The 23,891-nt window shown below is 69.2% G+C and carries 21 protein-coding genes; 12 read left to right on the plus strand and 9 right to left on the minus strand.

The window, feature by feature from the left end; all coding sequences use genetic code 11:
• Positions 1–101: 101 nt before the first annotated feature.
• Positions 102–302, plus strand: a complete 201-nt coding sequence (locus tag HRU81_08870; GenBank protein QOJ32203.1) for a dodecin domain-containing protein — start codon at positions 102–104, stop codon at positions 300–302.
• Positions 303–340: 38 nt separating this feature from the next.
• Here the strand turns inward: HRU81_08870 and HRU81_08875 are convergent, their stop codons facing one another.
• From HRU81_08875 to HRU81_08885, 3 genes are read right to left on the minus strand one after another with little or no spacing between them, the layout of a single operon-like run.
• Positions 341–721: a hypothetical protein gene (locus tag HRU81_08875; protein ID QOJ32204.1), complete on the minus strand. Its 381-nt coding sequence runs from the start codon at positions 719–721 to the stop codon at positions 341–343.
• Positions 721–1,683: a phosphotransferase family protein gene (locus tag HRU81_08880; GenBank protein QOJ33352.1), complete on the minus strand. Its 963-nt coding sequence runs from the start codon at positions 1,681–1,683 to the stop codon at positions 721–723. Before HRU81_08880 ends, HRU81_08875 begins: the two co-directional genes overlap by 1 nt.
• 30 nt (positions 1,684–1,713) lie before the next feature.
• Entirely contained in the window at positions 1,714–2,505 is a 792-nt protein-coding gene (locus HRU81_08885) for an SDR family oxidoreductase (protein QOJ32205.1), read from the minus strand.
• Between the two features lie 124 nt (positions 2,506–2,629).
• On the opposite strand from HRU81_08885, the gene HRU81_08890 reads away from it, so the two are divergent.
• The 7 genes from HRU81_08890 to HRU81_08920 all read left to right on the plus strand — a co-directional run bounded on the left by HRU81_08890 (position 2,630) and on the right by HRU81_08920 (position 9,439).
• Entirely contained in the window at positions 2,630–3,541 is a 912-nt protein-coding gene (locus HRU81_08890) for an SDR family oxidoreductase (protein QOJ32206.1), read from the plus strand.
• Positions 3,538–4,335 (plus strand): enoyl-CoA hydratase/isomerase family protein, encoded by a 798-nt coding sequence (locus tag HRU81_08895; GenBank protein ID QOJ32207.1) that lies wholly within the window; start codon positions 3,538–3,540, stop codon positions 4,333–4,335. Before HRU81_08890 ends, HRU81_08895 begins: the two co-directional genes overlap by 4 nt.
• Entirely contained in the window at positions 4,332–5,516 is a 1,185-nt protein-coding gene (locus HRU81_08900; GenBank protein QOJ32208.1) for an acyl-CoA dehydrogenase family protein, read from the plus strand. The genes HRU81_08895 and HRU81_08900 overlap by 4 nt, the downstream gene beginning before the upstream one ends.
• Positions 5,513–6,673 carry a CoA transferase gene (locus HRU81_08905; GenBank protein QOJ32209.1) on the plus strand — a complete coding sequence of 387 codons (1,161 nt, stop codon included), beginning with the start codon at positions 5,513–5,515 and terminating at the stop codon, positions 6,671–6,673. Before HRU81_08900 ends, HRU81_08905 begins: the two co-directional genes overlap by 4 nt.
• A gap of 33 nt (positions 6,674–6,706) precedes the next feature.
• On the plus strand, positions 6,707–7,903 hold the full coding sequence (locus HRU81_08910; GenBank protein QOJ32210.1) for an acyl-CoA dehydrogenase family protein: 1,197 nt from the start codon (positions 6,707–6,709) through the stop codon (positions 7,901–7,903).
• 130 nt (positions 7,904–8,033) lie between these two features.
• Positions 8,034–8,639 (plus strand): VOC family protein, encoded by a 606-nt coding sequence (locus HRU81_08915; protein QOJ32211.1) that lies wholly within the window; start codon positions 8,034–8,036, stop codon positions 8,637–8,639.
• A gap of 293 nt (positions 8,640–8,932) precedes the next feature.
• Positions 8,933–9,439, plus strand: a complete 507-nt coding sequence (locus HRU81_08920) for a MarR family transcriptional regulator (protein QOJ32212.1) — start codon at positions 8,933–8,935, stop codon at positions 9,437–9,439.
• A gap of 19 nt (positions 9,440–9,458) precedes the next feature.
• Here HRU81_08920 and HRU81_08925 read toward each other — a convergent pair whose 3' ends face one another.
• The 4 genes from HRU81_08925 to HRU81_08940 form a co-directional block, all read right to left on the minus strand.
• Positions 9,459–10,493, minus strand: a complete 1,035-nt coding sequence (locus tag HRU81_08925) for an MBL fold metallo-hydrolase (protein QOJ32213.1) — start codon at positions 10,491–10,493, stop codon at positions 9,459–9,461.
• 104 nt (positions 10,494–10,597) lie between these two features.
• Positions 10,598–12,799, minus strand: coding sequence for a TonB-dependent receptor (locus HRU81_08930; protein ID QOJ32214.1), 2,202 nt, complete (start codon positions 12,797–12,799; stop codon positions 10,598–10,600).
• Positions 12,800–12,947: 148 nt separating this feature from the next.
• Positions 12,948–14,459, minus strand: a complete 1,512-nt coding sequence (locus HRU81_08935; GenBank protein QOJ32215.1) for an acyl--CoA ligase — start codon at positions 14,457–14,459, stop codon at positions 12,948–12,950.
• Between the two features lie 2 nt (positions 14,460–14,461).
• Complete coding sequence (locus HRU81_08940) at positions 14,462–15,775, minus strand: beta-ketoacyl-[acyl-carrier-protein] synthase family protein (protein ID QOJ32216.1); 1,314 nt, start codon at positions 15,773–15,775, stop codon at positions 14,462–14,464.
• Between the two features lie 17 nt (positions 15,776–15,792).
• On the opposite strand from HRU81_08940, the gene HRU81_08945 reads away from it, so the two are divergent.
• Together HRU81_08945 and HRU81_08950 are read left to right on the plus strand one after the other, a co-directional pair.
• Positions 15,793–16,407, plus strand: coding sequence for a MaoC family dehydratase (locus tag HRU81_08945; GenBank protein ID QOJ32217.1), 615 nt, complete (start codon positions 15,793–15,795; stop codon positions 16,405–16,407).
• A 16-nt stretch (positions 16,408–16,423) separates the two neighbouring features.
• Positions 16,424–17,425, plus strand: a complete 1,002-nt coding sequence (locus tag HRU81_08950) for an NADPH:quinone oxidoreductase family protein (protein ID QOJ33353.1) — start codon at positions 16,424–16,426, stop codon at positions 17,423–17,425.
• Positions 17,426–17,436: 11 nt separating this feature from the next.
• Here HRU81_08950 and HRU81_08955 read toward each other — a convergent pair whose 3' ends face one another.
• Positions 17,437–18,981: a long-chain-fatty-acid--CoA ligase gene (locus HRU81_08955; protein ID QOJ33354.1), complete on the minus strand. Its 1,545-nt coding sequence runs from the start codon at positions 18,979–18,981 to the stop codon at positions 17,437–17,439.
• 218 nt (positions 18,982–19,199) lie between these two features.
• Positions 19,200–20,228 carry an MBL fold metallo-hydrolase gene (locus HRU81_08960; GenBank protein QOJ32218.1) on the minus strand — a complete coding sequence of 343 codons (1,029 nt, stop codon included), beginning with the start codon at positions 20,226–20,228 and terminating at the stop codon, positions 19,200–19,202.
• A gap of 264 nt (positions 20,229–20,492) precedes the next feature.
• Here HRU81_08960 and HRU81_08965 point away from each other — a divergent pair, with 264 nt between their 5' ends.
• Positions 20,493–21,701, plus strand: coding sequence for an acetyl-CoA C-acetyltransferase (locus HRU81_08965; GenBank protein ID QOJ32219.1), 1,209 nt, complete (start codon positions 20,493–20,495; stop codon positions 21,699–21,701).
• Between the two features lie 20 nt (positions 21,702–21,721).
• Positions 21,722–23,881 (plus strand): enoyl-CoA hydratase/isomerase family protein, encoded by a 2,160-nt coding sequence (locus HRU81_08970; GenBank protein QOJ32220.1) that lies wholly within the window; start codon positions 21,722–21,724, stop codon positions 23,879–23,881.
• Positions 23,882–23,891: the final 10 nt, after the last annotated feature.

Genomic DNA, 23,891 nt, shown 5'->3' on the forward strand with positions numbered 1-23,891 from the left:
CGGCCATGCCTTCACCGGGCCGGCTGGCGCGGTTGTGCTGCGGTAGCCCCGGCCGCAGAATCCCCGGGGTTCAGGCAAATCACCCTGAGAGGAGAATGACCTTGAGCGTTGCCAAGACGATAGAGATCATCGCCAGCTCGAAGAAGGGCTTCGACGACGCCATGCGCAATGGCCTGAAGACCGCCGGCAAGACCCTGAAGAACGTCTCCGGCGCCTGGATCCAGGACCAGGACGTGGTCGTCAGCAGCGGCCGCATCACCGAGTACCGCGTGCGCATGCGCGTCACGTTCGTCCTCGAGTAGCGGCGGCCGGTGCCGGCCGGCCGCGCGCCGCCCGCGGGCTAGCGGCTTGCGCCTGGCGGCTCCGTGGCGCGCAGGTACGCCGAGTAGCGCGGATTGTCGATGGCGAGTTTCGCCAGCACCGTCTTGCGCAGGTGCTGCAGCAGCGCCGGGTCGTCCACGGCGATGGCCTGGCTGCGGATGCGCTCGCAGAGCTGCGCATTGAGCGCGGCGGCATCACCATCCTCGCCGAGCATCGCCGCGAGGCGTGTCCGCTCGCCGGCGAGCAGCGTTTCGCCGTGTTCCACCTCGCGCCGCACCAGCCGCAGCAGGCTCAGCGCGATGCGCGTCTCGTAGGTAGCCGTTGCCGCATCCCTCTCGCCCTCCAGCACGCCGAGGATGGCATCGAGCAGGCGCAGCCGGTCCGGCGGATTCAGCGGCATCACTCCACTCCCTCGATCAGGTCGAGCAGGTCGAGCTCGGTCTCCGCCACGCGGCGACCGATCGCCGCGCGTTCGATCAGCGGCACCTCGCCGGTGATGAACTGGTTGCCGAACCACTGGCAGATTATGCCCCAGCGCAGGGTACCGAAGACTTCCCAGAAACGGACCCGCTGCCGGTCCACGGCGGTTGCCGTCGCCGCCTCGTAGGCCTGGAACAGCTCCTCGCGCCCGCCGAAGCCGCCCACCGGCTGCGCGATCTGCCCGAAGCGCCAGGCATTGAGGCACATCCAGCCGAGGTCCTCGAGCGGATCGCCGAGATGCGCCGCCTCCCAGTCGAGCACGGCGACGAGCCCGCCGCCGTCGACGATGAAGTTGCCGTTGCGGAAATCCCCGTGCACCAGCCGCTGCTCCACCGTCGCCGGCAGGCGTTCCTGCAGCCAGGCAAAGGCCAGTTCGAACACCGGCAGCCGGACGCCGAAGCCATCGTGCGCGCGGCGCAGGCGGCCGATCATCGCCGTCGGCTGCTCTGCCGGCAGCGGCGGCAGCCCGTCGCGGCCCATGCGATGGATGTCGGCCAGCGCACGGGCACACTGTCCCGCCAGCTGCCCGCGGGCGCGCGCCAGCTCCGGGGCTCGCGTGATGCGCTGGCCCAGGGTCTCGCCGGCCACGAAAGCGGAGACGAAGCCCTCGCCGAGGCCGTCGGCGGCCTCGAGGATGAGGTCCACCCGTGGCGTGGCGATTCCCGCATCGTGGGCCGCGCGCTGCACCAGCCCCTGCGTGCGCTTGTCGAGTGCGGCGGTGAACTGCTTCTCGCCGGTAAACCGCTGCAGGATCATCGGCTCGCGGGCACCGCCGGCGATGCGCTCGAAGCGCCAGGTCTCGGCCGAGGCGCCTGCGGACAGGCGCTGCAGTCCATCGATGCGTACCGCGGTTGCGGCCTGGCGCCGGTAGGCTCCAGCCAGGCGCTCTGCGAGCTCGGCCCCGTCCACGGCTCAGAGGCTGCTCAGCAGGTGCCCACCATCGGCCACCACGACCGTGCCGGTCATGAAGCTGCCGGCCCTGCTCGCCAGCAGCAGCAGCGGCCCCGACAGCTCCTCGAGGTTGCCGGGCCGGCGCAGCGGAATGTTGGCGACGATGCGGCGGCCTTCCTCGGTATCGAGGAAATCCGCGGTGATGTCCGTGCGGAAGTAGCCCGGCAGCAGCGCGTTGACGCGGATGTTCATGCGCGCCCATTCCAGCGCCAGGGCATGCGTCAGGTGGATCAGGCCCGCCTTGGATGCCATGTAGGCCGCCACCGCCTTCTGCGCGCGCAGGCCGAGGATCGAGGCGACGTTGACGATGGCACCGCCCTTCTCCGCGCGACCCGGTTGCAGGGCGAAGGCCCGCGCCGTCATGAACGCCCCCTTCAGGTTGGTGTCCACGACCGCGTCCCAGTCCGCGGCGGTGAGTTGCGTTGCGAACATGGGGCGATTGATCCCCGCGTTGTTCACCAGGATGTCGGGCAGGCCGAGCTGCGCGCTGACCTCGTCCAGCGCCGCCTTGATGCTCGCCTCGTCGGTGACGTCCATGGCGACGCAGATGACGCGGCGGCCCGTGCCGGCGAGCAGCTGCGCCGTCTCGGCCAGCTTGTCGCGCCGGCGCGCGCACAGCGCGATGTCGGCACCGGCCTGGGCGAGCGTGGCGGCAAAGGCGCGGCCGAGGCCGCTGCCGCCGCCGGTGACCAGCGCCACCTGGCCGTGGAGGTCGAACTGGTGCGGGACTGGCGTGGTTTCAGCTGTGTTCACGGCAATGCTTCCGCCTGCTGGCTGACACTGGACTAGTAGACGAGAGGCGGTCTAGCATGTCAATGTATTTGACTATCTGCCAGCAGCACTTCCGGCAGCACCACAACGGCAGCAAGGGGACAGGATGGGCGGCAGCGTGACCCAGGCGGCCGGCGCACTGCGCTTTGACGGGCGCACCGTGGTGGTGACCGGCGCCGGCTCCGGGCTCGGCAGGGCCTATGCCCTGGAATTCGCGCAACGCGGTGCGAACGTCCTCGTCAACGATCCCGGCGTGGCTGCAGACGGCACCCGCAGCGCCATCGCCGTGGCGGATTCCATCACCGTCCGGGGTGGACGGGCCGTGGCCAATACCGACTCGGTGCTCGACGGCGGGCACATCATCGCGGCGGCGATGGATGCCTTCGGCAGCGTCGACGTGCTCATCAACAACGCCGGCATCATCCGCGACCGCAGCTTCGGCAAGATGACCGAGGACGACTGGCGGGCCGTCAATGACGTGCACCTGACCGGCGCCTGGCGCATCACCCGGGCGGCATGGCCGCACATGACCGGGAGGCAGTTCGGGCGCATCCTGTTCATCGCCTCGGCGGCCGGCCTCTACGGCAACTTCGGCCAGGCCAACTACGCTGCCGCCAAGCTCGGCCTCGTCGGCATGATGCGCACGCTGGCGCGGGAAGGCGCGGCGAAGAACCTGCTGAGCAATGCGGTGGCGCCGCTGGCCGCCACGCCTTTCACCAGCGGCGTCATGCCCGCGGAACTCGCCGCGAAGCTGCAGCCGGGGCAGGTGGTGCCGCTGCTGGTCGTGCTGGCCCACGAGGACTGCCGCGAGAACGGCGCGCTGTTCGAGGCGGGCGGCGGCTGGTTTGCCGGCCTGCGCTGGCAGAGGAGCCGCGGCCTGCGGCTGGACGCCGGCGACGCACTCACTGCCGAGGCGGTCCTCGCCCGCTGGGGCGAGGTGACCGGCTTCGACACCGATGCCGACTACCCGCAGGCTGTCGAGGATTCGCTGCGCCGGGCGCTGGGAGCCAGGGCATGAGCGCGCAGCGGCAGCTCGCGCTCGAGCGCGACGGCGCCGTCGCCGTACTGCTGCTCGACCGCCCGGAGGCGCTGAATGCCTTCACGCGGCAGCTGCGCGGGGAACTCGGCGAGGCGCTCCACCGCCTTGCCGGCGACGAGGCGATCCGCGCCGTGGTGCTGGGCGGCCGTGGCCGTGCCTTCTGCGCCGGAGCGGATCTCAAGGAAGCCGGCTCGGGGAATGTCGAGCGCGAGCTGCTCGAGGAATACCTGCCCTGCTTCGAGGCGATCGCCGCGATGGACAAGCCGGTGATCGCCGCCGTCGCCGGCCCGGCCTCGGGGGTGGGCATGTCGCTCGCCCTGCACTGCGATCTGCTGCTGATGGCCGAGGACGCCTACCTCAGCGCCGCCTTCAGCCGCATCGGCCTGGTGCCCGACGGCGGCGCCAGCTGGCTGCTGGTCCGCCAGCTGGGATATCGGCGCGCGCTGCAGCTGGCGCTGGAGTCCGAGCGCATCCCGGCCGCTCGTGCACTGGAACTGGGACTCGCCAACCGGGTGGTTCCGGCGGCGGAGCTGATGGCGGAGGCCGTGCGCTGGGCGGGCCGGCTGGCTGCCCTGTCGCCCGCGGCCGTGGCGGGCACCAAGCGCCTCATGCGCCTGGCGGCCCAGGCCGGTTTCGACGAGGTCTTCCGCCGCGAGGCGGTGCTCCAGGAAGCATGCGGGGCGAGCGCATACTTCCGCGAGCGCCTGGAGGAATTCCGCAACAAGCGTCCTGCCACGAAGTCGGTGGCGGGCAAGGATGGGGAGCGACGATGAGACAGGGACACTTCGACGACGACCACGAGATCTTCCGCGAAGCCACGCGCCGCTTCTTCTGCAACGAGATCGCCCCGCATGCCGAGGCCTGGCGCGCACAGGGCCAGGTCGACCGCGAGGTCTACCGCAAGGCCGGCGAGCAGGGACTGCTGTGCATGTTCCTCGATCCCGCCTACGGCGGCGCCGGCGTGGAGGACTTCCGTTACGAGCAGATCGTCATGGAGGAAAACTTCCGCCATGGCGATGCCGGGCTGTTCCTGCACTTGCACAGCCGGCTGGTGGCGCCCTACATCGCCGTGCTCGGCACCGAGGAACAGAAGCAGCGCTTCCTGCCTGCCTGTGTCCGCGGCGAGACCATCCTCGGCATCGCCATGACCGAGACCGGCGCGGGCAGCGACCTCGCCGGCATGCGCTGCCGCGCCGAGGATCGTGGCGACCACTACCTGCTGAACGGCCAGAAGACCTACATCTCCAACGGCATCATCGGCGACCTGTTCGTCGTGGCGGCGCGCACCGACCCGACCGTGCCGCGGCAGATCGGCCTGTTCCTGGTCGAGCGCGGCATGGAAGGCTTCTCGCGCGGGCGCCGGCTGAAGAAGATGGGGCTCGATGCCCAGGATACGGCCGAGCTGTTCTTCGACAACGTGCGGGTGCCGAAGGCCAACGTGCTCGGCGACCCGAAGCGCGGCTTCTACTACCTCATGCAGTTCCTCGCCGAGGAACGCCTGCTCGGCGCCTGCACCTACGTCGCCAATGCCCAGGTGGCCTTCGACATCACCTTCGACTTCATCCGCGAACGCCGCATGTTCGGCCAGACGGTGGCCGACTTCCAGGTCAACCGCTTCAAGATGGCCGACATGCGCACCGAGCTGGATGTCGCCCAGGTGTTCGTCGATACCTGCGTGCGGCGCCACAACGCCGGCCAGCTCACGGCCGACATGGCCGCGCGCGCCAAACTGTTCGCCAGCGAGGTCGAGGGGCGCGTGCTCGACGAGTGCGTGCAGCTGCACGGCGGGGCCGGCTACATGGAGGAGTACCCGATCTCGCGCATGTACCGCAACGCGCGCGTCTCGCGCATCTTCGCCGGCTCCTCGGAGGTGATGCGCGAGATCATCGCCCGGTCGATCGGCCTCGACCCGCGGAAGAAATCCGCAGGTCCGGGCGGCGGCAAGGCGTCATGAGCCAGGGTCCGCTCGCCGGGCTGCGCATCATCGAGGTGGCCGGCCTCGGTCCCGGGCCGTTCTGCGGCATGATGCTCGGCGACATGGGTGCCGAGGTGCTGCGCATCGATCGCCCGGGCACCAGCGCACAGCAGCGTCTAGACCCCCTGTGCCGCAATCGTCGTTCGCTGCTGCTGGATCTCAAATCCCCGCGCGGGGTCGACGTGCTGCTGCGGCTGGCAGCCGGCGCCGACGCGCTCTTCGAGGGCTTCCGCCCGGGCGTCGCGGAGAGGCTGGGCTTCGGCCCGGAGGACTGCTTCGCGCGCAATCCGCGGCTGGTCTATGGGCGCGTCACCGGCTGGGGCCAGGATGGGCCGCTGGCATCCGCTGCGGGCCACGACATCAACTACATCGCGCTGGCGGGGGCCCTCGCCGGCATCGGCCAGCCCGGTGGTCCGCCGGTGCCGCCGCTGAACCTCGTCGGCGACTTCGGCGGCGGTGGCATGCTGCTCGCCTTCGGCCTGGTCTGCGCACTGCTGGAGGCGCGCCGCACGGGGAAGGGACAGGTGGTGGACGCGGCGATGATCGATGGCAGCAATGCCCTCATGGCCACCTTCCACGGCATGCGGGCGATGGGCCTGTACGACGACCGCCCGGGGACCGGCTTCCTCTCCGGTGCCGCGCACTACTACGGTACCTACGAGACCCGCGACGGCAAGTACGTGGCCATCGGCCCGCTGGAGCCGCAGTTCTATGCCCTGCTGATCGAGAAGGCCGGCCTCGATCCGGCGCGCTTCGCCGCATGCGGCTTTCGCATGGAATCGGGCCAGGCCAGCCGGGAGAACTGGCAGGCATTGCGGGCGGAACTGGCGGCAGTCTTCCGCAGCCGTACCCGCGAAGAATGGTGCGCTCTGCTCGAAGGCACGGACGCCTGCTTCGCACCGGTGCTGACCGGGCCGGAAGCGGCGCGCCATCCGCACCATGTCGCACGCCAGTCGTTCATCGAGGTCGGCGGCGTGCTGCAGCACGCGCCGGCACCGCGTTTCAGCCGCACGCCGCCCGGCACTCCGCAGTCCCCACCCCTGCCGGGCAGCGACTCGCGCGACGTGCTGTCCGGAGCGGGCTTCGCTGCCGCGGAGATCGATGAGCTCGCCCGGGCCGGCGTGATCGGCGGCTGAGGCGGTCCCCACTTCACAGCCAACGAGAAGACCGTGAACAAACCCGACTGGAAGGACCTGCGCCGCCGCGTGCTGCGCTTCGTCGAGGATCGCGTCTATCCGGCCGAGACGGAACTGGACCAGGGCACGCGCACCCAGCGCAACCTCGTCATGGCCCGGCTCATCGAGGAAGCCAAGGCGGCGGGCCTCTGGGCCCTCGGCCACCCGCGGGAGATCGGCGGCCAGGGCATGCCCTTCCTCGACTATGTGCACGTGAACGAGGTGATCGGCCGCTCCTTCCATGCCATGCAGGCACTGGGCACGCTGTCGCTGCAGGACTCGCTCATGTTGCATCGCCACGCGGCCCCGCAGTGGCGCGAGCGCTACCTGGCCCCGCTGGTCGCGGGCGAGATCATCCCGAGCTTCGCAATGACCGAGCCGGACGTCGCCAGCTCCGATCCGACCCAGCTTCAGACCACCGCCAGGCTGGAGAACGGGCAGTGGGTGATCAACGGGCGCAAGTGGTTCACCACCGGCGCCGGGGATGCGGAGTACACCACGGTCATGTGCCGGACGGAGACCGATGGCCCGCGCCACGAGTGCTTCAGCATGATCATCGTGCCGACCAGCACGCGGGGCTACCGGATCGTGCGCGAGACGCCACTGCTCGGCATCGCAGGGGGCCACTGGGAGGTCGTCTACGACGACGTGCGCGTCCCGCAGGAGAACCTGCTCGGCCCGCGCGGCAAGGGCTTCAGCATCGCCCAGCAGCGCCTGGGACCGGGGCGGATCTTCCACTGCATGCGCTGGCTGGGGCAGGCGCAGCGGGCCTTCGACCTGATGTGCCGGCGGCTCAACGAGCGCATCGCCTTCGGCGAGCCCCTCGCCCACAAGCAGCTGATGCAGAGTCATGTATTCGAGAGCGCGGCGGAGATCCAGGCCTGCCGCATGCTGACTCTCGACGCCGCCCGGCAGCTCGACGCCGGCCTGGAAGCGCGCGAGATGATCGGCACCATCAAGGTGGTGGGCGCGCGCATGCTCCACAACGTCATCGACCGGGCGATCCAGGTGCACGGCGCGCTCGGCCTCACCGACGACACGCCGCTCAGCCGGATGTACCGGCATGCCCGCGAGGCGCGCATCTACGACGGCCCCGACGAGGTCCACATCCAGTCCGTGGCGCGACGCTACCTGAAGCAGTACCGGGCCGGCGGGCCGGGGGTCGACTTCGGCGATGCCGACGGCGGCTGAGCCACGCCAGTCGCGGATTCCGTCAACCATATTGACAATTCTTCCGCGCCGTGGGACGCTTCCCGGGCGATGGATGCCCGGCCCTGCCCCGGGCGCCGCCCCACGCAGCAATCAGAGGGAGCATTCACCGATGAGCAACGCAGCCCAGACAGCCAGCACTGGCGCCCTCGCGCCGATCAGCAGCATCCATCACGCGGCCTACCGTTGCCGCGACGCCGAGCAGACCCGGTGGTTCTACGAGGATGTCCTCGGCCTGCCGCTGGTGGCGGCGATCATCAACGAGAAAGTCGCCGGCCTGGAGAAGGACATTCCCTACCTGCACCTGTTCTTCGCCCTCGCCGACGGCAACACCATCGCCTTCTTCGACGAGCCGGACGGCGCCTCCGAGGGGCAGTTCCAGCGCACCGCGGGCTTCGACCGCCACGTGGCTTTCCTGGTGAACACCGAGAAGGAGCTGCTCGAGTGGCAGAAGCGCATCAACGCGGCCGGCGTCAGCTGCCACGGGCCGGTGGACCACGGCATCGTCCGCTCGATCTACATGTACGATCCCAACGGCCTGCAGACCGAAATCTGCCTGCGGGCACCGGGTTATGACGCAGCCATGGCCGAGCAGAAGAAGGTCGCCGGCGAGAACATCCGCAAGTGGAATGCCCGCACACGCGCCACCAAGGAGGCCAAGTTCGGAGCGGCCGCCCTCGACCGGCGTACCGCACAGCCCTCCACCAGGAAGAAATAGTCCGGGCCAGGGTGCAGCCCGCCAGACAGCCGCTTCCGACTGGTCAGAAATGGGGCGGGAATGACCCCTGCCGGGACGGCAGCGGGACCGGCGGATACCTGCCACCGCCGGTTCCGCTGTTTTTACGCACTATCGCCACCGGATGGACGGAACAGGCGGAATTCGGCCGCGCAACGCATTAACATAGCGGCCAGCCGCAGCAGCCCCGGACGAACGATCCGCGCGATCGATCACCGGCCCGGGCTTCGCGGTTCCACCTGAGTTTCCGGGTCGCATGCCCAGCGCGAGGCCACATGCCGGTACCTGACAAGTCGTTGATGAGGGGATTGCTGCACGCCTTCTACTGGTGCGACGAAGGCCTGCAGAAGAGCCTGGCCGCCGATGGCTGGCCGTCGCTGTCCCGCACCCAGTCGATGATCATGGTGAACCTGTCCGATGGCATCACGCGGCCGTCGGACCTCGCCCGTGCCATTGGCGTCAGCCGGCAGGCAGTCCAGCGCACCCTCGTGGAAATGGAACGTGACGGCCTGGTGAGACTGGTGCCCGATCCGGCCGACGGGCGTGCCAAGATCGTCGAGCCCAGCAAGGACGGCAAGGGCATCTACACCGCAGCCTTGCGCACCATCGCCGCCATGGAAGCGGAACTCGAGCGACGGCTGGGCAAGAAGGCCATCAGCGACCTGCACCGGATGCTCTACGCCGACTGGGGGCCGGTCATCGTCACCACCCGCGCCAGGCGCTCATCACGGCCACCGACCCCGCGGATCAGGACCTCGCGCTGGCGCAAGAGCAATCTCTGAGCCCGGACGGGCTGCCTGCTCAGTAGGCTGCCAGGTCCTCGCCGAGATCGACCGGCCCCTGGTAGTGCTTGCGGATGCCGGCGATGATCGCGTCGCGGTCGATCGCCTCCACCCCCGGGGCCGTGCCGAAGTGCGTGAGCACCACGCGCTTCACGCCGGCAGCTGCGGCCAGGCGGCCGATGTTCTCGGGCGTCAGGTGTTCCTTCTCCATGTGGTCGATCAGCGGCTGCTGGTCGACCCCGGTGGCCGCCTTGCGTGCCTGCAGGCTGGCGATCACCGAATCCAGGTCGATCAGCTCGCTGACGAGGACGTCGGCACCCCGTGCCAGCTCCTCGACGGCCCGGCTCGGGCCGGTGTCGCCCGTGATCACGACCGAACGACCAGGCATGTCGAAGCGGTAGGAATAGGCACGATCGATGCCATGGTCCGTCCTGGGCATTTGCATCGTGCTGTAGTGGGAATTCTCGACGGCGCGCACGGTGATGGTGCCGTCGCGATACACCTCGCGTGCGGTCGTCACCTCCCAGTCGTGCCCGGAGAACACCGAGGCCATCTCCGGCAGTCCCGGGATCTGCAGCCGATAGATCACTTCCCCGGTCTTCAGCGCCTGCAGCGTGTCGTGGACCAGGGACTGCGTCCCCGGCGGTCCGTAGATTTCCACCGGCTTCTGGCGGCGATCGGTCCAGTCGAGGGCAAGGAAGCCCATGAGGCCGGCAGTGTGGTCCAGATGCAGGTGGGTGAAGAACACCGCATCCACGGCGCTGGGCTTCACGCCGGCCCGTACCATCTGGCGGGGCGTGCCCTCGCCGACGTCGATGAGATAGGCCCGGGTCCCGACCTGCAGCAGCGTGGCCGGCTGCGAACGCCCGATGCGGGCGATGGGGCCGCCGCCGGTGCCGAGCAGCACGATCCGGCTGGTCGCCGACGCGGGTGACCCCGCGGCAGGGGCGGGTTTCGCCCGGGAGTCCGCGGCCTGCGCCGCCAGCGCCCCGCCGGGAATCATGAATACGGAGGCCAGAATCAGGCCAGCCAGCCGGGAGATGTTGCTGTTCATCGATACCCCCCTGTGCAGCGACTGCGGGCAGTGCGCTGCGCATGCGTCCTTCTCGTGCAGACGCCGGCGGGAACCGGACCCGCCGGCGTCCATCATGCGCCTGATCAGAAGTTGTAGGTCACCTCGACACCGATTTCGCGGAACCGGTCGGTACCGTCGACGTAGGTGGTGCGCCCCGCAATGATGTTGGCGGGGAACGGGAACGGGTAGTTGTGCGACTTGGTCTTCTCGTCGGTCAGGTTCCTGCCGTACAAGGCAAACAGCCAGCGGTCGTCGTCGGGACCCACGGCCACCCGGGCATCGATCCAGGTCGTGGCATCCTGCTTGTTGTAGGCCGGGCCCCTGTCGCCAGCGGTGTCCAGCCACACATCGTCACGATACTGGGCGGACAGGGTCGCCCTGAGCAGCATGCTGTCGGCCAGTATCTGCTCGTAGGTGAGGGACAGGTTGCCGCTCCATTCCGGCGCCCAGCCCAGTTGCGCGCCCTTGAGGTTGTTGGTCGCCGGGTTGCACGTCGGGTTGTCGAACGGACATGGGGCCCCGGGGAAGTCATCGTACTGGGCATCGAGGTAGGCAAAGCCGCCCTGCAGGGTCCAGGGCTCGGCGATGCGCCAGGAGCCGTCGACTTCCACGCCCTTGGAATTGGCCTTGGCGGCGTTCTTCAGCGAGAACGCCGTGCCCGTCCACTGCGAAACCTGCAGGTTCTCGAAGTCGGTGTCGAAGACCGTCACGGCAACGAAGGCGCGGCCATCCAGCAGCTGCGCCTTGACGCCCGCCTCGATGTTCTCCGAGGACTCACCCTTGATTTCCCAGGTGGCCGCAGTCAGGTCACGCGCATTCCCCTGCCAGCCACCGCTCTTCGAACCCTCGGCATAGGACAGGTACACCATCAGGTCCGTGCTGGGCTCCCACTTCAGCTTGACCGCCGGGTCCAGCGTGCTGTCGGTCCGGCGTCCATTGAGCGTCTGGGCACCCCAGCTTGGCGGCGTCACCCCGGAAATGGTGTGCCGCTCCTGCATGGCACTCTTGCTGTCATCGGTATAGCGCAGGTCGCCGGTGAGGCTCCACTGATCATTGATGTTCCAGGTCAGGCTGCCGAACAGCGAATAGACATTGTCGTCCTGACGGTAGGTGACCTGGTGCTTGGCAGTGGCAGACGTGCTCAGCGGGATCTGCACCTGGCTCATGGCGACCAGCGGGTCGATCTCGTTGTAATGGAAATATCCGCCAAAGAAATACTCGAACAGTCCGCCGGCCGGCGAGGTGTAGCGCAACTCCTGCGAGAACTGCTGGAAGTCCTCGCGGAAATTGGTCAGCCAGGCGTTCTGCGGCATCTGGTCTGCATTGATCCACTTGTCGTAGTTGAAGGTCGAGTAGGCAGAGATCGAGGTCAGCATGCCCTGGCCGATGTCGAAATTGAAGGTCAGCTCGAAGTTGGCCGCCTCGCTGTGGTCGACATCCTTGTGCCACATGCCGCCCTCCTCCTTGCGGTCATCGATGGAGTAGTACTCCGGCATCAGGTAGCGCTGGTAGTTGCTGCCGTAGGTATCGAAGTTCGCATACTCCAGCTTGGCCAGCGCCGAGATGGCATCGGTCGGCTGCCAGGCCAGGGAGCCGCGGATCAGGAAGTTCTCCGACTCCGGCTCGTCATCCCCGGTGATGGTGTTCTTCAGGTAGCCGCCGATGTCCTTGTAGTTGACCGCGAGGCGGCCCTGCAGCCCGTCCATGAGCGGACCGGAGACCACGCCGTCGAGTTCGTAGGAGTCGTACTCGAACTCATAGCCCGCCTTGACGTGCGCGACGAAGTCCTTGGTCGGCTTCGCCGTGGTGACGCTCACCGCGCCGGCGCTGGTATTGATGCCGAATATCGCGCCCTGTGGTCCGCGCAGGACTTCCACCCGCTCGACGTCGAGGAAGGGTGCCATGAACTGCCGGGCGCGGCCGCTGTAGACACCGTCGACGAACAGCGCCACGGACTGCTCGACCGTGAGGTTGCCGGCGGTCGAGCCGATGCCGCGCACGAACACCGCGTTGTTGCCCGGCGTGGAATTGATGTAGAGGGACGGTACCAGGCGGTCCATGTCGTCCAGCGCGGTGATCTTGAAGTCCTCGAGGACGTCGCCACTGACGACTGCCACCGACACGGGAACGTCGACGAGGCGTTCCTCGCGCTTCTGCGCCGTGACGATGATCTCCGGCAGCGCAAGACTGCTGCCCTGCTGCTGGGCCTGAACCGCCGGACTGGCCATGGTGGCCAGGGCGACTGCTGCGCCGATAACGACACTTCCCATCCTGAACTGAGACATGACACCTCCCCGGTGAACCCGACCCCTGCATACAAGCGCCTCGCAGGCCAGCCGCGCGAAGCGACAGGCCCGGAAGCAATGCAATGATTTAAGTCACTCCTTTTGTCAACCTACTTGATCAATCACAGGCTGTCAATCGGTGCCGGCATCATTGATTGCAGACCCTGCCACTGCCCGACAGGTGCTCCGCCACCCGCGCCTTCTGCACCTTCCCCATCGAATTGCGGGGCAACTCGCTGGCGAAGGCAAACTGGCGCGGCACCTTGTACCCCGCCAGCCGCGACCTGCAGAACTCGAGCAACTGCCGGGTGTCCGGCGCCGGGTCGTCCACCACCAGCAGCGCACCGATGCGCTCGCCCCAGCGCTCGTCGGGCAGACCGACTACCGCGCATTCGCGTACCGCGGGATGCTCGAGCAGAACTCGCTCGACCTCCATGGTGTAGACGTTTTCGCCGCCGGTAATGATGACGTCCTTCTTGCGGTCGACGAGGCACAGGCGCCCGTCGGGCTGGAAGACGCCGATGTCGCCCGACATGAGGTAGCCCCGGTGGAAGGCTGCCGCGGTCGCCTCGGGGTTGCCGAGATAGCCGGCGAAGGGTACCGGCCCGCGCACGCCGATCTCGCCGGCCACGCCGACGCCGCAGGGTTCGCCATCCTCGCCGAACAGCGCCACGTCGGCGCCGAGCGCCGGCCAGCCGACACTGTTGGGCAGCAGGTCGTCGGCCTGCTTGACCTCGTAGGTGGCGAACGAGCCCTCGGTCCAGCCATACATCTCGGCAATCTTCGCCGCCGGGAACATCTGCATGATGGTGCGCAGCAGGCTGGCCGTCACCGGCGCACCGGCACTGATCAGGTGGCGGGCGGCACCCATGGGCGGACGGCCGCGCTGCTCCCACTCGTCGGCCAGCATGCGCAGCATGGTCGGCACCAGGAAGGCGAAGCTGCAGTGCCGGTCGAGTTCATCGAGCGCCATGGCCGCGGAGAACTCCGGCATGATCCGCACCCGCGCGCCGATGGTCAGCCCCGCGAGGGCGAAGCCGGCGTAGGAGATGTGGAACATCGGACCCGCGATGAGCACGACATGCTCGCCAGAGAGGCCGAATGCCCAGCCCCAGCGGTAGTTGTTCATCGTGTAGTAATCGTGGGTGTAGACCGCGCCCTTGGGAAAGCCGGTGGTGCCGGAGGTGTAGCCGACCACGCAGGGTTCGGCACCCGCATCACGGCGCCCGAGCTCGGGTCGCGCGGCATGCGCCGGGGTCGGCAGCGCTGCGGCATCGATGACCTCCAGCGGCAGGCCGCTGGCCGCCTGGCGCGCGATGCCGAGGAACTGCCCGGCGGTGAGCAGCAGCCGGCAGTCGGCATCGATGAGGATGTGGCGCATCTCCGGTGCCGTCAGCCGCCCGTTGAGGGGTACGGCGACGACACCGGCAATCTGGCAGGCGGCGAGCGCCAGGGCCGCGTCCGCGCCGTTCGGCAGCAACAGCGCCACCATGCGGCCGTGGCGGCCGGCAGCACAACCCGACACCGCGTCCGCCAGGCCGCGGATGCGACGCCAGACCTCGCCATAGGTCAGGGAAACGCCGCCGACCACCTCGATGGCGGTCCGCTCCGGAGAGGCAAAGCAGCGCAGGACGATGCTGTCGGCTATGCCCAGCAGCATGGTCAGCCCTGCCGAGTGGCGGAGCGTGGGCCGGGCGGCGCACGGCTGACCAGCAGCGCCGAGTTCTGGCCGCCGAAACCGAAGGCATTGATGCCGACCACCGCGACCGGCATCTCTCGCGGCTGCCCGAGCACGACATCGAAGCCGATCTCGGTGTCGAGCCGCGAGGTGTTGGCCGTGTGCACCACGCGGCCCTCGCCCATCGCCAGCAGCGCGGCGACCAGCGACAGCCCGCCCGAGGCCGCCGCGGCATGGCCGAAATGGCCCTTGATGGAAGTGACGGCAAGAGGCCTGCGCCGCCCGCCGTAGACGCTGTTGATGGCGCGGATCTCCGGCGTGTCTCCGACCGGCGTACCGGTGGCGTGCGCATAGAGCGCATCGACCTCCGCCGGCGCCAGCTGCGCATCCTCCAGCGCGAGGCGCATGGCCTGCGCCTCCCAGCGGCCCGTGGGCTCGGGCGCCGAGGGATGGAAGGCGTCGGCGAGAGAGCCGTAGCCGCGCACGTAGCCGAATATGCGCGCACCCCGCTGCGCGGCGAGGTCGGCGCGCTCCAGCACGAAGGCCGCGGAGCCTTCGCTGGTGACGATGCCCGAGCGTTCGGCGTCGAAGGGCATGCAGGCACGTCGCGGGTCCGCCGAAGGCGACTGCATGCCGAACATGGCCGGGGCATAGACCATGGCGGGGACGAACCCGCCGTCGGCGCCGCCGGAGACGAGACTGTGGCCGGCCTCGGTGCCGCCGACGATGGCGGCATCGGCGCGGCCGCCGGCGATGAGGCCGCTGGCGATGCCGAGGGCGTCGATGCTCGATGCGCAGGCGGTGGAGACGGTGAGGCTGGGCCCATGCAGGCCGTGCAGCATGGTGATCTGCGCCGCGCCCATGTTGCTGAGCGCCTTCATCATCGTCTTGCGCGGGAAGGCGGCCGGCCCCCGCAAATCGATCTCGTGCTGGGCGCGCATCAGCGACTGCACGCCGGACATGCTCGTGCCCTGGACCACCGCGGTGCGCAACGGATCGGGCTGCAGACCCGACTGGCGCAGGGCCTGTGTGGCGGCGGCGATGGTCCACTGGGCCAGCACGTCGGTGCCGCTGCAGACCTTCTCGTCCATCCAGGCGCCGGGGTCGAAGTCCCTGACCATGGACCACCAGACGCTGCGCCCTGCGGGGTCCCCTGGCAGGGGCACGGCCTCGATCACCAGCCTGTCGTCCAGAAGCCCGCGGTAGAACACCCCGGGATCGCAACCATACGCGGACACCACGCCCATGCCGGTGATGGCCACCGCCGGTCGCGCGCTGCCTGTGCCGGAATCCGCCATCCGCCATCTCCCGGTCAATGGGCGGGCACGGCTGCCGCCCATCATGGGGACGCTATCCTGCACTCCCCTTGCTTGTCAATTTCGTTTACAAGCTGCTAGGCTGCGACCGAACGACGCGCGGGCATCGCCACGCCAGCCACGGGAGGTCCCCCTTGCCGATCCTCGTCAGCACCGCCGGGCTCGCCGCGTATGTCGGCCGACGGCTGGTCGCCGAGAACTGGTTCGAGATCGACCAGGCACGGATCGACCGCTTCGCGGAAGTCACCGGCGACCACCAGTTCATCCACGTCGATCCCGTCGCTGCACGCGCCACGCCCTTCGGCTCGACCATTGCCCACGGCTACCTGACGCTGTCGCTGCTGCCGCTGCTGCTCGAGCCCATCCAGTTGCAGCCCGAAGGCGTCAGCTGGGGCCTCAACTACGGCCTCGACCGCTTGCGCTTCCTGGCGCCGGTGCCGGCGGGTGCCGCGGTGCGCGCCGTGTCCACGCTGCTGGCCGTGGAGAACAAGGGCGGCGGCCGGCTGCTGATGCGCTCGGAGGTGGCCGTGGAGATCCGCGGCTCGGACCGCCCGGCGCTGGCGGCTACCACGCTGGCGATGTGGGTCCTCGGGGCGGCGCCCGCGGCCGGATGACACCATGGCTGCGGGCATGAGGGCCATGCTCTGCCGCCGGCTCGGCCCGCCCGGGGTCCTGGAGCCCGGCACCGTGCCGCTGCCTCAGGCCGCGACCGGCCAGGTACGCATCCAGGTCGAGGCCTGCGGCATCAACTTTCCCGACCTGCTGCTGGTCGCCGGCAAGTACCAGGAGCGGCCGGCCCTGCCCTTCATTCCCGGGGGCGAGGTCGCCGGCGTCATCGATCAGCTGGGCGCCGGTGTCACCGGCCTCGCGCTGGGCCAGCCGGTGATGGCGGCGACGTTTCTCGGCGGACTGGCCGAGTACGCCGTGGCACGGGCCCGCGACGTCGACCCGCGCCCCGCCAGCCTCTCGCCCGAGGCGGCCGCCGCCTTCCCGGGTGCCTACGGCACGGCGTATCACGCCCTCGTGCAACGCGGCCGCCTGCAGCCCGGCGAGACCCTGCTGGTGCTCGGTGCCGCCGGTGGCACCGGCACTGCCGCCGTGCAGATCGGCAAGGCACTCGGCGCGCGGGTCCTGGCCGCGGCCGGCAGCGAGCGGAAGCTCGACTTCCTGCGCGCGCAGGGCGCCGACGCCGTCATCGATTACCGCGACGGCGCACTGCGCGATGCGGTGAAGGGCCTGACAGGCGGACGCGGGGCGGACGTGATATTCGACCCTGTCGGTGGCGAGGCCTTCGACCAGGCGAGCCGCTGCCTCGCCTGGAACGGGCGCCTGCTGGTGATCGGCTTCGCCAGCGGCACCATCCCGCGCTTCCCGGTCAATCTCGCCCTGCTGAAAGGCTACGCGGTCGTCGGCGTGTACTACGGCCGCTTTCGCGACGAGCAACCCGCGGAGGCGGCCGCCAACATGCGCGCGCTGCGCGCCCTGCTCGACGCCGGTCGCCTCGCGCCACCGATCCACCAGGTCTTCCCGCTGGAACAGGCAGCCCTCGCCCTCGCCTGCCTGCAGGAGCGCAACGTCGAGGGCAAGGTCGTCGTCAGCCTGCGTGGCAGTACCCCAACCAGCGCGGCCTGAGGCCAGCAGGCCTACACCTGGCGGGGCCGCGAATCCCAGTAGGCCGCCCGCAGTTCGCGCTTCAGGATCTTGTTGGCACCGCTCAGCGGAAACGGCTCGCTGCGGAAATCGACGCTGCGGATGCACTTGTAGGCAGCCAGTTGCCTGCGGCAGTGGGCGATGAGTTCGACGCCGCTTGCGCTGCATCCCTCGCGCAGGCGCACCACGGCATGCACCCGTTCTCCCCAGCGCTCGTCGGGAATGCCGAACACGGCGCACTCCGCGACCGCGGGATGGGAATACAGCGCATTCTCGACTTCCTGGCTGTAGACGTTCTCGCCACCCGTGATGATCATGTCCTTGATCCGATCGACGATGTAGAGGAAGCCGTCGGCGTCGAGGTAACCGGCATCGCCGGTGTGGAGCCAGCCGCCGCGCTGGGCCTTGGCGGTTTCCTCCGGCAGGTTCCAGTAGCCGGGTGACACGGTGAGCCCGCGCACGCAGATCTCGCCGACCGCGCCGGCAGGCAGCACGGCCTCGTCGTGGTCGAGGATGACCACCTCGGTGCCGGTGATCGGCTGGCCGGCAGAGCCCAGCTTGCTGCTGCCATCCACGGCGATACGGTGGTCCCGGGGCTTCAGGATGCTGATGTTCGGCCCGCCCTCGGTCTGGCCGTAGACCTGGTACAGCAGGGTCTGCGGCATGACCGCGAGCGTACGCCGCAGCAGCGTTTCGGAAATCGGCGAGCCGCCATAGGAAATGCGGCGCAGGCTGGAGAGGTCGAAGTTCGCGATCTCGGGGTGGGCCACGATCGCATTGATCATCGTCGGCACCAGGGCCGCCTTGGTCACCTGCTCGGCCTCGATCATCTGCAGAACGGCGCGTGGATCGAAGCGCGGCATCAGGCACAGGCCGGCGCCGAGGGCTGCCGCCGCGATGGCGTTCAGCCCGCCGACCAGGTGGAACATCGGCGCGACGACCAGCAGCACGTCATCGCGGCCGACACCGATCTCCAGGATCCACTGCAGCGTATTGGTGATCATCCCCTGGTGAGTCAGCATCACGCCCTTCGAACGACCGGTCGTGCCACCGGTGTAATAGAGCGCGAACAGGTCGCTGCCGCCGCGCCCGGCGTCCGCCGCGGGTTCGCAGGCCGCGAGCAGCCCCGCCAGGCCCAGACAGTCTCCGGGGGTCTCGCTGGCGCCGCCGGCGTAGACCAGTTGCACGAGACCTGGCGCCAGGGCCTGCAACTGTCGCGCCGCGCGCAGGAAGCCATCGTCGACGATCAGCAGCCGGCTGCCGGAATCGGCCAGGCAGTGGGCGATCTCCTCGCCGGCGAGGCGGGTATTGATGGGTACCACCACGCCGCCTGCCCAGGGAATCGCGAACAGCAGCTGGACATAGAGTTCGCTGTTGGCGGCGAGGATCGCCACGCGGTCGCCGGGCGCCAGCCCCAGCCGCTGCAGCGCGGACGCGAGGCGTTGCACGCGATCGAGGGTTTCCGCCCAGCTTGTCTGCCGGCCCTCGAAGCGCGTGGCGATGCCGTGGCGGTTGACCAGTGCGGCACGCCGGAGCATGTTGGCGAACGAGTACATGTGCTATGGATCCGTCCCGGCATCCGCGGGGCTGCCAGCGGATGATTGCCTTGCTGCAAGGCATCCCCGGACCATATATCCCTGCATCCCGTTCGTCCACCCGGGCGAGGCGACTGTCTGGCTGTGGAGCACGGCGGAGGGCCATGCGTTCCACCTGGCGCCGGCTGCGGCCTGGTCCAGACTGACCCGCCGCCGGGACCTCAGGGCCGGCGGAAGCGGAAGGTGCCGCCGGCGTCCCGCTCGCGCAGCAGCTGGCCGCCGCGATACAGATGGTTGAGGTGCGCGATCGCTTCGCTCATCGCGAAGTACAGCTGGTGCGCGTTGAGCCGGCGGCGGAACAGCGACGCGAGGACATCGGCCGCGGTCTGCGGCTCCACGCAATGGCGCAACAGCAGTTCGAAGCGCTGCGCATGGTGGCCAGCGAGCGCCTCCAGGCGTGGCTGCAACCCCGTGAACGGCTGGCCGTGCGCCGGCAGCACCAGCGTCCCGGCCGGCAGCACGGCAAAACGCTGCAGCGAGGCCAGGTACTGGCGGATGGGATCGGCATCGGGCTCGACATGCCACACGCCGATGTGCGGGGTGATGGCAGGCAGCACGTGGTCGCCGGAGATCAGCAGCCCCAGTTCCGGACAATGCAGCGTGGCGTGGTCCGGTGAATGCCCCTGGCCGGTGATCACCCGCCAGTCCTGGCCGCCAATCCGGAGCACGGCGCCGTCATGCAGGGGCTTGAACCCGGCTGGCAGGCCGGAGATGGCACGCCGGTAGGTCCCGCCCCAGGCCTGCAGCGCCCCGAGGCGCTCGCCCTGCAGGCCATGGTGGCGGAAAAACGCCAGCCGGCTGCCGTCGCTGTCGAAGCTGTCGTCGGCGACGGCCTGCCCGGCCATGCGGAACTCCGGGGTCGTCATCCACAGCTCGCAGCCGAAACGCCCGACCAGCCAGGCAGCCAGACCGAAGTGGTCGGGGTGGTGATGCGTGACGATGAGGCGCCGGACCGGCCGGCCCGCCATCATGCCCGCGTGCAGCGTCTGCCAGAGTTCACGGATCTGCGCGGTGTCGAGCCCGGTATCGACGATGGTCCAGCCATCGCCGTCCGCCAGCAGCCAGAGGTTGATATGGTTGAGGATGAACGGCAGCGGCATCCGCAGCCAGTGGACTCCGTCGGCAACCGCCACCGATCCGCCCGGCTCAGGCAGGGTCGCATGCGGGTAGGCGATGGCGTCGGACGCCATGCTGCCGGTGGCTGTGTGCGTGCGGCCGTAGGCCATGGGTCTGGGGAGCAATCCGGCGACGCGTGGCCGCGCCCTGGTACGGCATTCTAGGCAATCATATTGACATTCTCAACGACCCAGGCGCCTGCCTGCACCGCGCGGGGCCCGGCCGCCGGACGCCACTGGACGCCGCGAGCCGGCCTCGGCTAGCATGTCAAGGCGGTTGACTACCGCCGTGGCGTTGCCCTCTGGCCGCCGCCCTTCCGCAAACCGGAGATCACGGGGATGATCGACGCCTTCATCTATGACCACGTGCGCACGCCGCGCGGCCGCGGCAAGCCCAATGGCAGCCTGCACGAGATCACGTCCATCGAGCTGGCCACGCAGGCGCTGCAGGCCATCCGCGATCGCAACTCGCTCGACACCAGCCGCGTCGACGACGTGGTGCTCGGTTGCGTGACGCCGATCGGCGAGCAGGGTGCGAACATCGCGCGCGTGGCCACCCTCAATGCCGGCTACGCCATCAACGTGCCGGGCAAGCAGCTCAACCGCTTCTGCGCCTCGGGCCTGGAGGCGGTGAATACCGCCGCCGCCCAGATCATGGCCGGGCAATCGGACCTGTGCATCGGTGGCGGCGTGGAGTCGCTGTCTCGCGTGGCGATGGGCTCCGACGGTGGCGCCTGGGCCGCCGACCCGCAGGTGGCGCACAGGACCCGCTACATCCCGCAGGGCATCAGCGCCGACCTGCTGGCGACGCTCTATGGCATATCCCGCCAGGCGGTGGATGCCTTTGCCGTGGAGAGCCAGCGTCGCGCAGCCCAGGCCTGGCAGCAGGGTCTCTTCACCCGTTCCATCGTGCCGGTGGTGGACCAGATCGGCCAGACGGTACTCGACCGCGACGAGCACATGCGCCCGGCCACGACCATGGAGGAACTCGCCGGCCTCAAGCCCTCCTTCGAGCGCATGGGCGAGGACTTCGCCTTCGACGCCATCGCCCTGCAGCGCTATCCGCAGCTGGAGCGCATCGAGCACATCCACCACGCCGGTAACTCCAGCGGCATCGTCGACGGTGCGGCCGCGACGCTGATCGGCAACCGCGAGATCGGCGCGGCACTCGGGCTGCGGGCCCGGGCGCGGATCGTCGGCTTTGCGTCCACCGGCACCGAGCCGACCATCATGCTGACCGGGCCGGCCCCGGCGACCGAGAAGGTACTGAAGCGCTGCGGCATGAGCATCCGCGACATCGACCTGTTCGAGGTCAACGAGGCATTCGCCGCGGTGGTGATCCGCTTCATGCAGGCGCTGGACGTGGCGCCGGACAAGGTCAACGTCAATGGCGGCGCCATCGCCCTGGGGCATCCGCTCGGGGCGACCGGCGCCATGATCCTCGGCACCGCCATCGATGAGCTCGAGCGACGCAACCTGCGCACGGCGCTGATCACGCTGTGCGTCGGCGCCGGCATGGGCACCGCCACCATCATCGAGCGTGTCTGAACAAGGGGCACACGACGCACATGAACGAACCGATCCGCCTTGAAGTCGATGCCGCCGGCATCGCCACGCTGACCATCGACGTGCCCGGCAAGCCGATGAACGTCATGGACCCCGCCTTCACCGCCTGTCTCCAGCAACTGGTCGAGCAGGTGGCGACGGACGCCAGGATCAAGGGCGCGATCATCACCTCCGGCAAAGCGGACTTCGTCGCCGGTGCCGATCTCAAGTGGATGCTCCAGGAGATGTCCCGCGGGCGCCCGGTCGCGGAGCTGCACGCCACGCATTCGACGGTCAACCGCGCGCTGCGCCGCCTGGAAACCTGCGGCAAGCCGGTGGTCGCGGCCATCAATGGCACCGCGCTCGGCGGCGGCCTGGAAGTCTGCCTCGCCTGCCACCACCGCATTGCCGCCCGCCAGGCGAAGACGCGCCTCGGCCTGCCCGAGGTGACACTCGGCCTGCTGCCGGGCGGCGGCGGCACGCAGCGCCTGCCGCGCCTGATCGGCGTGCAGAAGGCACTCGAGCTGCTGACCCGGGGCAACCACCTGAACGTGGACGAGGCACTGGCGCTCGGTGTCATCGACGAGGTGGTCGAGCCCGGCGAACTCAGGGCCGCCGCGCTGCGCTGGCTGCAGTCCGGCCCCGAAGCGGTGCAACCCTGGGACAAGCGCGGCTTCCGCCTGCCAGGCGGTACGGGCTTCGAGAACCCGGCATCGGCACAGCTGTTCACGGTGGCGACGGCACTTGCCGGCAAGGCCGCCGGTGGCGACAACTACCCCGCCCCGATGGCCATCCTCGCCGCGGTCTACGAGGGCACGACGGTGCCGATCGACGCGGGCCTGCGCATCGAATCGCGCTACTTCACGCAGCTGATGGCGGGTGCGGTGGCGCGCAACATGACGCGTACCCTGTTCGTCAACAAGCAGGCCGCCGACAAGCTGGTGCGCCGGCCGGCAGCCGTGCCGGCCAGCCGCGTCACCAGGCTCGGCATCCTCGGCGCCGGCATGATGGGTGCGGGCATCGCCTATTGCAGCGCCGGCGCCGGTATCCACACCGTGCTCCTCGATCGTACCCGGGAAGAAGCCGATCGCGGCAAGGATTACTCGCGCAAGCTGACGCAGAAGGCGCTGGAGAAGTCGCGCACGACCGCCGCGGAGGCCGAGGCCCTGCTCGGGCGCATCGAGCCCACCACCAGCTACAGCGACCTGGCGGGTTGCGACCTGGTGATCGAGGCGGTATTCGAGGACCGGGAAATCAAGGGCAAGGTCATCGCCCAGGCGGAGCAGGTGCTGCCGGCGACGGCCATCTTCGCCTCCAACACCTCGACACTGCCGATCACCGGCCTGGCGGAGCTGTCGAAGCGGCCCGCGTCCTTCATCGGCCTGCACTTCTTCTCGCCGGTGGACCGCATGCCGCTGGTGGAAGTCATCCTCGGCAAGCAGACCTCCGACGAGGCGCTGGCCCGGGCGCTGGACTTCGTGCGGCAGATCCGCAAGACACCGATCGTCGTGCACGACAGCCGCGGTTTCTACACCAGCCGCGTTTTCGCCACCTACACCAACGAGGGCATGGCGCTGCTGAAGGACGGCGTGAACCCGGCGCTCATCGAGAACGCCGCCGTGCAGGCCGGCATGGCGGTGGGCCCGCTCGCGGTGAGCGACGAGGTGACCATCGAACTGATCCAGAAGGTGGACCGCCAGACCCGGCTCGACCTCGGCTCGGCCTACAAGGCGCCCTCGGCCATCGATGTCGTGCACGAGATGGTGGACAAGCAGAAGCGCCCTGGACGCCGCCAGGGTGGCGGCTTCTACGACTACCCCAAGGGGCAGAAGAAGCACCTGTGGCCGGGACTCGCCAGGCTGTATCCGCACGCGGCCACGCAACCGGATATTGCCGAGGTCAAGCGCCGCATCCTCTACATCCAGGCGCTGGAGACCGCCCGCTGCCATGAGGAGGGGGTGATCACCGCGCCGGCGGATGCCGATATCGGCGCCATCCTCGGCTGGGGCTTTCCGTCCTGGACCGGCGGCACGCTCTCGCTCATCGACACCGTCGGCCCCGCCACCTTCGTCGCCGAGTGCGAGCGCATGGCGAAGGCCTATGGTCCGCGCTTCGCGCCGACGGAGGGCCTGAAGCGCATGGCCAGCCGTGGCGAGCTCTACTTCCCCGCATCCACCAGCTGAGGCGGGAAGC

It is taken from the genome of Gammaproteobacteria bacterium (assembly GCA_015709695.1).
In the GTDB taxonomy this organism is placed as follows: Bacteria; Pseudomonadota; Gammaproteobacteria; order Steroidobacterales.